Origin of the sequence: Proteus sp. fly-1089 (assembly GCF_040138965.1) — a bacterium.
GTDB lineage: Bacteria > Pseudomonadota > Gammaproteobacteria > Enterobacterales > Enterobacteriaceae > Proteus > Proteus vulgaris_B.
Genome location: NZ_JBEETS010000001.1, coordinates 473,395 through 484,460, shown reverse-complemented (window position 1 = coordinate 484,460; position 11,066 = coordinate 473,395). Strand labels below are relative to the sequence as shown.

The following is an 11,066-nucleotide window of genomic DNA, read 5'->3' as shown; positions in this document are numbered from 1 at the left end:
TCCATAGCTCAGTTGGTTAGAGCACCACCTTGACATGGTGGGGGTCGGTGGTTCGAGTCCACTTGGACGCACCATTTGTTTTTCAACAACATCTCAATACAGTGCGTCCATAGCTCAGTTGGTTAGAGCACCACCTTGACATGGTGGGGGTCGGTGGTTCGAGTCCACTTGGACGCACCATTTCTCTTTATCCTTTTTTCTAATATTTTCTCATCTTACCTACCCTACAAAATAATTAATTCAGCTTGCAAAAATTTATTGCGCAACAAAACGTTTAAAAAACAAGCAGTCAGCACCGTATTTTGATCACATCACTTAAATTTACCTTTTTTCGATTTTCTTCATAGAAATTAACCTCTATAATACGAAACATAATTTTGTTGAAAGGTTTCAGCGTATTGATTTACGGGCATCTTTAGAAAACAGAACAAATGAAACGTGATAGACTATAATGTAAGATGTCTACCAACCATTGATACAAAATAGTGACAAGTTTTTTATGGTGTTGCTAGATCATTAACATGTTGCGCAACTTATCCATTAGAGATGAGTTTACATATTCTGTTTCGCACAGTTGATTAAAAATAGCGACATTAACCCTTATTCATCCATTACAATACAACCATTAAATAGACTGCCATGAAAAAGACAAAAATTGTTTGCACCATCGGACCAAAAACCGAATCTGAAGAAAAACTGAATCAATTACTGGACGCAGGCATGAATGTTATGCGTCTAAACTTCTCTCACGGTGACTATGAAGAGCATGGCAACCGTATCAAAAACCTGCGTAACGTATGTGCTAAAACAGGCAAAAAAGCCGCTATTTTATTAGATACTAAAGGCCCAGAAATCCGCACCATCAAATTAGAAGGTGGTAACGATGTCGCTTTAGTTGCTGGCCAAACTTTCACTTTTACTACAGACAAATCTGTTGTTGGTAATAAAGATCGTGTAGCTGTAACTTATGAAGGTTTCGCAAAAGATTTAACCGTTGGTAATACTGTATTAGTTGATGATGGTCTTATCGGTATGAAAGTAACAAAAGTTACTGATACTGAAGTTGTTTGTGAAGTTTTAAACAACGGTGACTTAGGTGAAAACAAAGGTGTTAACTTACCGGGCGTTTCTATCGGTTTACCCGCATTAGCTGAAAAAGATAAACAAGATCTTATCTTTGGTTGCGAACAAGGCGTTGATTTCGTTGCTGCATCATTCATTCGTAAACGTTCTGATGTTGAAGAAATGCGTGCACACTTAAAGGCACACGGTGGCGAAAACATCATGATCATCTCAAAAATTGAAAACCAAGAAGGTTTAAACAATTTTGATGAGATCTTAGAAGCTTCTGACGGTATCATGGTTGCTCGTGGTGACTTAGGTGTTGAGATCCCCGTTGAAGAAGTTATCTTTGCACAAAAAATGATGATTGAAAAATGTAACGCGGCGCGCAAAGTAGTTATCACTGCAACGCAAATGTTAGATTCAATGATCAAAAATCCACGCCCTACTCGTGCTGAAGCAGGTGACGTTGCGAATGCTATCTTAGATGGTACTGACGCGGTTATGCTGTCAGGTGAAAGTGCTAAAGGTAAATACCCAGTAGAAGCGGTAACTATCATGGCAACTATCTGTGATCGTACAGACCGTATCATGCAATCTCGCCTTGATTACAAACAAACCGCTGCAAAATTACGCGTCACAGAAGCAGTTTGTCGCGGTGCGGTAGAAATGGCTGAAAACTTAGATGCACCTCTGATTGTTGTTGCAACTTTCGGTGGTAAATCAGCTCGTTCTATCCGTAAATATTTCCCAACTGCGCCAATCTTAGCATTAACAAACAACGAAGAAACCGCTCGTCAACTTCTATTAGTTAAAGGTGTAACAACTCAATTAGTTAATGAAATTTCTTCTACTGATGACTTCTACCGTATCGGTAAAGAAGCCGCATTAGCGAGTGGTTTAGCTCATGCTGGTGATCGCGTTGTTATGGTAACAGGCGCATTAGTTGATAGTGGTACAACAAATACTTCATCTGTTCACGTTCTGTAATTTACACAGTATATTAATTGTTCAAAACGCCGCTTTTTAAGTGGCGTTTTTTATTATTCACCCACATCTCGTTTATTTATTCACTTTTCTTTACCACTTCTTCTATCCTTTTAGTAAGCCTTTTATTCATATACGCTAAATAAGGATATAAAATGCCTGATGATACAATAAATACTAATGTCTTCGCTTGTACTACCCTCGCGATTAAAGATAAAAAAAATCGTATTTACCATGGTAGAACAATGGAGTTCTCAACAGATAAACCCGCTTCAATATTTGCATATTATCCTAAAGCACATACTTTCCAACAGAATGCACCAGACGGTACACCAGGGCTAAAATATACTGTTAAATACCCTTTTATTGCCATTACAGCCCCCATTAATTTAGAAGGGACAAAAGACGTACTTGAGGGCATCAATACTCAAGGTCTTTCTTTTAGCTTAAATATGCTTCCTGATTCAAAGCTCGATGATATTACCCCGCAAGATTACTCAACGTCAGTACCTATTGCGGCAATCGGTGAATGGGCTTTAGCACAATATGCAACCGTTGAAGAGTTAAGGAAAGCCATTCCTAAAACGGCTTTTTGGTCACAAAAACTATTACTTTTACGCAACTTGCCCAGCCCTTTTCATTATGCTTTTTATGATAAAACAGGAGCTTGCATTGTTGTTGAGGTTTCAGAAGGGAAATTGCATATTTATGATAATCCTACTTATTGCATGACCAATGGCCCATTATTCCCATGGCATCTTACTAACTTAAATAATTACACTCACCTTTCTAATGTTAATATTTCCACCAGCACATTGGGAAATATTAAAGTCAAACAACCAGATAGTGGAATTGCTTTAGCTTCCTTACCAAGCTCTGATACTTCTGTCGATAGATTTATTCGTGCAGTTTACTATACAACGTATTATCACCAGGTGTCTGATCCTGATATACAACTTGTTGAATTAGCGCATATCATGAATCGTTTCGATCGCCCTAAAAATTCCACAATCGATCCATTGCTAGGCCATGACTCGTTAAAAGCGCTTCATACAAGTGAATTTTCAGTGTGGACAACGCTCACCGATTTAGAACGAGGAATACTCTTTTTTAGAGGGTATAACAATCTTAACTTTCAAAAGTTTACGCTTGAAGCATTTAAAAATGAAGCAGAGCCTATTTTCATAAAAGTAAATTTAGAAGGTCATTTATAGATAAAAGCATAAGCAATAATAAAAAAGGACAGATAATATATTTTTCTATCAGACTTTTATGAATAAAATTCTTTTGTGAAATAACACGCATTTTTTGTACTGAATATTTGCGTTTTAGGTGTTATTTTTTCTATTGTTCAGTTAATGAGTAAGTAGAATATAGTAAATAAATCCAGCATTTTCTTATATCTGTGCCATACTTATTAATGGTTTCATATAAATGCTACTTGTTCCTTTACACAAATTAATAATAGAGGTTGTAACTATGAAAGCGAAACTTGTACTAGGTGCGGTAATTCTGGCTTCAGGCTTATTAGCAGGTTGTTCTTCTAGTAATAATGCACAGTTAGATCAAATCTCTTCTGATGTAAGTAGCCTGAACTCTCAAGTTCAACAACTAAGTAGTGATGTACAATCTGCGCGTGCTGAAGCTAAATCAGCTTATGACGAAGCAGCTCGTGCTAATCAACGTTTAGATAACCAAGTCACTACTTATAAAAAGTAATTTGACTCACCAATAGGCTGAAAACAGCTTTAGGTAAATATTAATCATAAAGCCCTAACAATGTTAGGGCTTTGGTTTATACACTATTAGGTTTTATAGAAGATTATATTCTTTTAGAGCCTCTTGAAGCTTTTCGAATTTCTTCATTTCATAATCTATTCTTTTTTTCAATGCGTCTTTATGAGGTTCCAATTCTTCTTTATATTTATTATGCATATCCTTAAGGAAACCAATAACTTTACCATCTTCATTATTTACAACCCTCTTTTCATTTCCTATTTGCTCTTCAATAATAAATTTATCTTTAATTAAACTCTCTATTTGTGATTTCAAGAAAGAATTCGACCCAGGATGAATTCCTTTTTCTTCGAATTCATTAGCATGTTTATACACCTCATACAATGTCGCCAACATTAAGTTAACTTGCTTACTTGAATGCCCATCAGTAAACGATAACTTATTATTCTGTTGTTTTAAAAGCTCATTCTTGACTAAGTTAAATAATTTAGTTGCATCTCCAGACAATGAATCATGCTTAAATCGAGAACTAATAGTGGTGTCAAGCGACAGTTTTTTTTCATTTATGGTGTCATGTACACCATTAATCGGTACTTCGATGCGATTCATGAGCTTTGCACATATCCAGTTTATATTTTCATTTTTACGATATTCGCTACCGAATAACAACGTTTTAGCGCTATTTTTAACTGATATTAATAAATCGGATAGCTGGCCAAATTTGTTTTCAATACTAGAAGTGACACGTTCAAAAGTACTAATCCCTTTATTTAAATCAATTTTCATAACTGTAATTTCCCTATATCAGCAAAAGACGTTTTTGATATTAAAGAAATAATTGTTTATTTAATGTTAAAAATACACCTTTTATGACTTTAAGTTGTTTTTATCTAAGTTAGCTACCCATAAAAAAAACAGATGTTTATAAGCATCTGTTTTTTATTTCTATAACTTTATGGGATATTTAATCAATAGTCACATCCACAGGTATACCAGAACGACGAATAAGCTCTGCATCGACTTTATCTTTATCGACTTTGCCACTTTCATACCAAGCATTAAATTGCTTTGTAAATGTAAAAGGCATGGTTTGGGGGTCGTCATTTTCATTGCGTGATAGTGGCTGATGAACTTCAATAAATTGCCTACCGTCTGCAGTTTCAGTAAATTTAATCGGTTTATTGATAACCTGAACTCGGCTTCCTTTGGGTACAACATTAAATAATGTCTCAATATCATTTGGACGTAAACGAATGCAACCTGAGCTCACTCTTAAACCGATACCAAAATCAGCGTTAGTACCATGAATAAGGTATTCCCCCCTGCTATGAGCCAATCTTAACGCATAAGCTCCCATAGGGTTTTCAGGGCCAGCAGGAACAACCGCAGGCAATGTTATCCCCTTTGCTGCATAATTTTTGCGAATATTGGTCGTTGGTGTCCAAGTGGGATCTTTTATAAGTTGAGAAATAGAAGTCACCATTTCAGGTGTTTCACGCCCTAATTGACCAATACCGATAGGATAAACATCAACCGTACCACCTTCTTTGGGATAATAATAAAGGCGCAATTCGGCAAGATTGATAACAATACCTTTTCGCACAGTATCCGGTAAAATCATCTGTAACGGGATCGTTAATGCTTTACCGGCATCGGGTAAAAGAGGATCAATGCCTGGGTTTGCTTCCATCATATTGAGCAATCCCACTTGATATTCAGACGCTATCGCTTCTAGTGAACGCTTATCATCCGGCACAATGTAAGATTGATTATTACCAATAATACGCTGGCCATCATCGGGTAATAGGTATTCTGTAGCATAAGATAAGTGACTACTCATTCCTAATAGCGATGCACCCAAGAGAGTTAACCATTTTTTCATCGTTTATCCCGTGTGTTAGAAATAAAATAAACTGACTATTATGATGATAACATTATCATTGTTATGCTATTCATATAATTAGTCAGTTTAGATCATTAATGAGGGATAAGGTAACATTTACGCTACAGTGTATTCTGAAAAACGCCTAATAAGCGTTGTCACCATTGCATGTAAACCTTGTGTTCTAGATGGCGTTAAATGACTTTCCAGTGCTAATGATGAGAAATAATGTTTTACATCCGTCGCTAAAGCTTGCTCAACTGTTTTACCTTGGAATAAGATAATAACCAAGGCGACTAACCCTTTAACAATGCCTGCATCACTATCACCAGCAAGGATAAGTTGTTTATTCTCATTAAGAGAAACAGCGATCCAAACTTGGCTTTGGCAACCTTCAATAAAGTTAGCTGAAATACGTTGTTCTTCTGTTAGAGAAGGAAGACGCTCACCTAGCTCCATCATATAAAGATAACGTTGCTCCCAATCCTGACAACGAGAGAAATTGCGTAATAATTTTGCTTCATCTGGCAAATTAGCAACTGCCATGAATAACCTCTTTGTTTTAATCTTTAACCTAATAGCATTTCGACACGCAATAGTGCATTAACCAGTGCATCTATATCGTTTTTATTAGTATACAACCCAAGAGATGCACGACACATTGCAGGAACCTGATAATAATCCATAATTGGCATAGCACAATGATGGCCAGTACGGATCGCAATACCATAATTATCAAGAAAAGCACCTACGTCATAAGCGTGATGTTTACCTAAATTAAAGGCTATCACACCTTGGCGAAAATCATTGCCATACAGCGTTAATGATTTTACTTTTTGTAGCTGCTCTTGTGCATACTTCATTATACTATTTTCATATTTCGCAATATTATTCATGCCTAAATCTGAAAGATAATCTAATGCTGCACCTAATCCAATCATCCCCATAATGTTAGGCGTACCCGCTTCAAAACGCCAAGGCGCATCCGCATAGGTAATATCACCATTGATATGGACATGTTTTATCATTGCACCACCACCTTCCCAAGGTGGCAATTCATCGAGAACTACCTTTTTACCGTACAACAAACCAATCCCTGTCGGTCCATAAAGCTTATGAGCACTACAAACAAAAAAGTCACAATCAAGTTGTGAAACATTAATGGGTTGATGCATTACGCTCTGCGCACCATCAACCAAGATATGTAATTCACCACCTTGTTGAGAAGCATATTGCCGAGCATCATAAATAATGTTTGCAACTGGGTTCACTGTGCCTAATACATTTGATTGATGAGTAATACTAAGTAATTTTGTTCGCTCATCAATTAAACTAGGTAACTGACTTAAGTCCAGCGTACCATCTTGTAATAACGGTAAAATGCGAACATGAAAACCATACTGTTTTGCCAGCATATACCATGGAACAATATTCGCATGGTGCTCCATTTCTGTGATGATGATATTGTCACCATCATTTAAAAATCGTTGGCTATAAACATTTGCAATTAGGTTGATCCCTTCCGTTGTTCCTTTAACAAAAACAATCTCTTCTTCACTATTGGCACCTAAAAAATCACAGGCTTTTTTACGGACATTTTCAACCAACGTTGTCGCATTTGCACTTAACGTATGAATGCCGCGATGAACCGCGGCATATTGTGTTAAGGCAAACTGTTTTTCATGTTCAATGACGCAAGCCGGTTTTTGAGCACTTGCGGCACTGTCGAGGTAGACCAGTGGTTTTCCTTTCACTTGTTGTGAAAGAATTGGAAAGTCATCTCGCGCTTTTTCAATGGAATGCGTCATAATGCCTTATTTTATACCTCTAATAAGCGCTGATTAATTCTGTCTAATACAAGCGATTTAATCACTTTATTTTCTAACGATTCAGTTAATTCAGCAGCAAATGCATGAATAATCATTTTACGAGCATCACTTAAAGGGATGCCGCGTGAGCGTAAATAAAACAACTGTTCATCATCAATTCTACCCACTGTAGCGCCATGGCTACATTTTACATCGTCAGCATAAATTTCAAGTTGTGGTTTAGTATCGATTTGCGCCTTATCACCCAGCAACAGATTGTTATTCGTCATTTGACCGTCTGTTTTTAATGCTTGTGGCGTAACAGTGATCATACCGTTAAATACGGCCTTTCCTGCATCCATTGCAATACTTTTATGTAGTTGACGACTTTGGCAATTTTTCTCACCATGAACCAACCAAGTACGAGTATCAGCAATTTCTCCGGCCTTAGGTAATACAACGCTATTCATCGAAAGCTCTGTATTTTCACCTTTTAGCGCAGAGCTAGTATGGTGCCGACTGAGTTTAGCACCCAATAAGAAAGCATAACTATTAACACGAGCATCACGACCAATAGTCAGATCGTTATGTGCAAAGTGCTGACTTTCTGCATTTTCAAAACTTAATTTGATATGGCTAAAAGAGGCATTATCACCAATCGTTGCCGTTAATCTCGCGCCAGTAAAATGGCGATTTTCATTATTACTGCTGATATAATGCTCAATGACCTGCATTTGTGTATTAGCACCCACATCAAGATGAAAACGATAATTCGCGTTATTCACCTTAGCACCATGCTCACCTTGTGTAATATTAAGGATATAAAGCGGTTTATCCGCAATAACACCCTTTTTCAGTGTAATAAGCAAAGGGTGTGGCGCTAAACTTTCAACTAAATGCAGAAAAATTTCACCATTGACGGCCTCAGGTAGCTCACTCTGATTATCAAGTAAGGTCACCTGATAAGGGCCGAATTCTTTACTACTTTCTGTTGGCGAAAACGTACCATTCACCATTACAACACGATAGCAATCAAGTGCTAAAGCATGTTTAGTAATTAAGCTTTGCACATCAAAAGGGGGTAACTGTTGATAACTTTGGCTTAACGTCTCATCTAATGGTGTATAGTGCCAATCTTCATGGCGATAAATAGGAAAACCTACTTTCTCAACTTGCAACCAATGATTACGAGCGTTGAAGTTATCGTCACCTTTACGTTGATGATATAATTCAGAAAATATTTTTAGTGCTTGTTGATTACGTAATTCAACTTGGCGCTGCTTTTCACGCTTTTCATTGAGGGTCAATAAGCCAGCCATAACCTTGTTCCTCCAATTTTTGCGCCAATGAAAAATCACCTGATTTAATGATTTTTCCCTGATAAAGCACATGTACAAAATCAGGTTTAATATAATCAAGAATACGTTGATAGTGTGTTACAACAATAAACGCACGTTTACCATCACGTAGGCTATTAACACCATTAGACACGATTTTTAATGCGTCAATATCAAGGCCTGAGTCTGTTTCATCTAAAATGCACAGTTCTGGTTCTAGGGCGGCCATTTGCAAAATATCGTTACGTTTTTTCTCACCACCTGAGAAGCCCACGTTAACAGAACGTGTTAACAAATCTTGAGGCATATCCAGTAATTTGATTTTATCTTCAATAAAATCTTCAAAATCAAAGCGATCTAATGGCTCTTGTCCACGATATTCTCTTACCGCATTCACTGAAGATTGTAAGAAAAACTGATTACTGACACCGGGTATTTCAACAGGGTATTGAAATGCCATAAAAATACCCTCACCTGCGCGATCTTCAGGTTCTAATTCTAATAAATCTTTATTTTTGAAAGTAATAGAACCTTCATCTACTTCATATTCTTCACGGCCAGCGAGTGTTGCAGATAAGGTACTTTTACCTGAACCATTTGGCCCCATAATCGCATGAACTTCACCTGCACGAACTTGCAAATCTAGCCCTTTCAGGATTTCATTGCCTTCAACACTGACATGTAAATTTTTAATATCTAACATAATATATGCCTTAGGTATCGTTACACCCAGAATTTGATTAATACTTAACCAACGCTATGCTCTAAGCTGATTGCTAATAATTTTTGTGCTTCTACAGCAAATTCCAGCGGTAATTCTGAGAACACGTCTTTACAAAACCCGTTTACAATCATTGAGATTGCATCATCTTCACTTAATCCACGTTGACGACAATAAAACAGTTGATCTTCACCAATACGTGACGTTGTCGCTTCGTGTTCAAGCTGTGCTGAGTTATTCATTACCTCAACATATGGAAAAGTATGTGCGCCACATTGCGTACCAATTAACATAGAATCACATTGTGTAAAATTACGGGCATTTTTTGCACCAGGGAGAACTTTCACAAGTCCACGGTAACTATTTTGACTTTTACCCGCTGAAATGCCTTTAGAGATAATGGTTGATTTGGTATTTTTGCCAATATGGATCATCTTAGTACCAGTATCTGCTTGTTGATTGCCGTTAGTTAGGGCAACCGAGAAAAATTCAGCCGTAGAATTATCCCCTTTTAAAATCACGCTTGGGTATTTCCAAGTGATTGCAGAACCGGTTTCTGACTGCGTCCACGACATCTTGGCATTTTCGCCTTCGCAGATAGCACGTTTAGTTACAAAGTTAAGAATGCCACCTTCACTATCGCCACCAGAGAACCAGTTTTGTACAGTAGAATATTTTACTTCAGCATCTTTATGAATAATGACTTCAACCACAGCGGCGTGAAGTTGATAACTATCACGAACTGGCGCTGAACAACCTTCGATATAACTGACATAACTGCCTTCATCAGCGACCAAAATAGTTCGTTCAAATTGACCTGTCTGAGCCGCATTAATACGGAAATAAGTCGATAACTCCATTGGGCAACGTACCCCTTTTGGAATATAGACAAAAGTTCCATCAGACGCGACGGCGGCATTCAGTGCGGCAAAGTAGTTATCATGGCTTGATACAACAGTACCTAAATACTGACGCACTAAATCAGGGTATTCTTGAATAGCTTCGCTAAATGAGCAGAAAATAATGCCATGTTCAGCAAGCTCTTCACGATATGTTGTTGAAACTGAAACAGAGTCAAAAATTGCATCAACTGCAACCGCTTGCCCTTCTCTTACAGGGACACCCAGTTGGTTAAAGGCATCTTCAACTTCTTTAGTTAAATAATCTTGCACAGCTTGCTTATCACTGGTTACTGCTTCATTTGTACCACCAGCACAACTGCCGTTAGCACAACATGAACTGCAAGAAGGTGCAGAATAATAGCTATAATCTTGGTAATTAAGCGATGGATAATCCGCTTTTAGCCAATGTGGCTCTTCCATTTCTAGCCAATGCCGATATGCATCTAAACGAAATTCCAGCATCCACTCTGGCTCGTTTCTTTTTGCCGATATTGCACGTACAACCGCTTCATTTAATCCTTTTTCTAAGGTGTCAGTTGATATATCGGTATAAAAACCTTCTTTATAGTGGTGATCGCTTAGCCATCCCTGAACTTCATCACCAATTTCAACATTGCTCTGAGACATAAT

10 protein-coding genes and 1 tRNA gene are annotated in these 11,066 nt (G+C 37.5%); 4 read left to right on the top strand and 7 right to left on the bottom strand.

Annotated elements, in window-relative coordinates:
- Nucleotides 1-103: 103 nt before the first annotated feature.
- The 4 genes from ABN080_RS02280 to ABN080_RS02265 all read left to right on the top strand — a co-directional run bounded on the left by ABN080_RS02280 (nucleotide 104) and on the right by ABN080_RS02265 (nucleotide 3,768).
- Nucleotides 104-180: transfer RNA gene (locus ABN080_RS02280), tRNA-Val, on the top strand.
- A gap of 459 nt (nucleotides 181-639) precedes the next feature.
- Nucleotides 640-2,052: a pyruvate kinase PykF gene (gene pykF, locus ABN080_RS02275; RefSeq protein WP_196553148.1), complete on the top strand. Its 1,413-nt coding sequence runs from the start codon at nucleotides 640-642 to the stop codon at nucleotides 2,050-2,052.
- Nucleotides 2,053-2,204: 152 nt separating this feature from the next.
- Nucleotides 2,205-3,263, top strand: coding sequence for a linear amide C-N hydrolase (locus ABN080_RS02270; protein WP_349440248.1), 1,059 nt, complete (start codon nucleotides 2,205-2,207; stop codon nucleotides 3,261-3,263).
- A gap of 265 nt (nucleotides 3,264-3,528) precedes the next feature.
- Nucleotides 3,529-3,768, top strand: a complete 240-nt coding sequence (locus tag ABN080_RS02265) for a major outer membrane lipoprotein (RefSeq protein WP_036937280.1) — start codon at nucleotides 3,529-3,531, stop codon at nucleotides 3,766-3,768.
- A 93-nt stretch (nucleotides 3,769-3,861) separates the two neighbouring features.
- Here ABN080_RS02265 and ABN080_RS02260 read toward each other — a convergent pair whose 3' ends face one another.
- The 7 genes from ABN080_RS02260 to sufB all read right to left on the bottom strand — a co-directional run bounded on the left by ABN080_RS02260 (nucleotide 3,862) and on the right by sufB (nucleotide 11,063).
- On the bottom strand, nucleotides 3,862-4,572 hold the full coding sequence (locus ABN080_RS02260; protein WP_349440247.1) for a hypothetical protein: 711 nt from the start codon (nucleotides 4,570-4,572) through the stop codon (nucleotides 3,862-3,864).
- Nucleotides 4,573-4,750: 178 nt separating this feature from the next.
- Nucleotides 4,751-5,668: a L,D-transpeptidase family protein gene (locus ABN080_RS02255; protein WP_115349641.1), complete on the bottom strand. Its 918-nt coding sequence runs from the start codon at nucleotides 5,666-5,668 to the stop codon at nucleotides 4,751-4,753.
- Nucleotides 5,669-5,785: 117 nt separating this feature from the next.
- Nucleotides 5,786-6,214: a cysteine desulfuration protein SufE gene (gene sufE, locus ABN080_RS02250; protein ID WP_072070310.1), complete on the bottom strand. Its 429-nt coding sequence runs from the start codon at nucleotides 6,212-6,214 to the stop codon at nucleotides 5,786-5,788.
- 23 nt (nucleotides 6,215-6,237) lie between these two features.
- On the bottom strand, nucleotides 6,238-7,476 hold the full coding sequence (sufS, locus tag ABN080_RS02245; protein WP_340896382.1) for a cysteine desulfurase SufS: 1,239 nt from the start codon (nucleotides 7,474-7,476) through the stop codon (nucleotides 6,238-6,240).
- 11 nt (nucleotides 7,477-7,487) lie between these two features.
- Complete coding sequence (gene sufD, locus ABN080_RS02240; RefSeq protein WP_349440246.1) at nucleotides 7,488-8,795, bottom strand: Fe-S cluster assembly protein SufD; 1,308 nt, start codon at nucleotides 8,793-8,795, stop codon at nucleotides 7,488-7,490.
- Nucleotides 8,770-9,516 (bottom strand): Fe-S cluster assembly ATPase SufC, encoded by a 747-nt coding sequence (gene sufC / locus ABN080_RS02235; protein ID WP_072070316.1) that lies wholly within the window; start codon nucleotides 9,514-9,516, stop codon nucleotides 8,770-8,772. Before sufC ends, sufD begins: the two co-directional genes overlap by 26 nt.
- A 44-nt stretch (nucleotides 9,517-9,560) precedes the next feature.
- Nucleotides 9,561-11,063 carry a Fe-S cluster assembly protein SufB gene (gene sufB, locus ABN080_RS02230; RefSeq protein WP_072070320.1) on the bottom strand — a complete coding sequence of 501 codons (1,503 nt, stop codon included), beginning with the start codon at nucleotides 11,061-11,063 and terminating at the stop codon, nucleotides 9,561-9,563.
- Nucleotides 11,064-11,066: the final 3 nt, after the last annotated feature.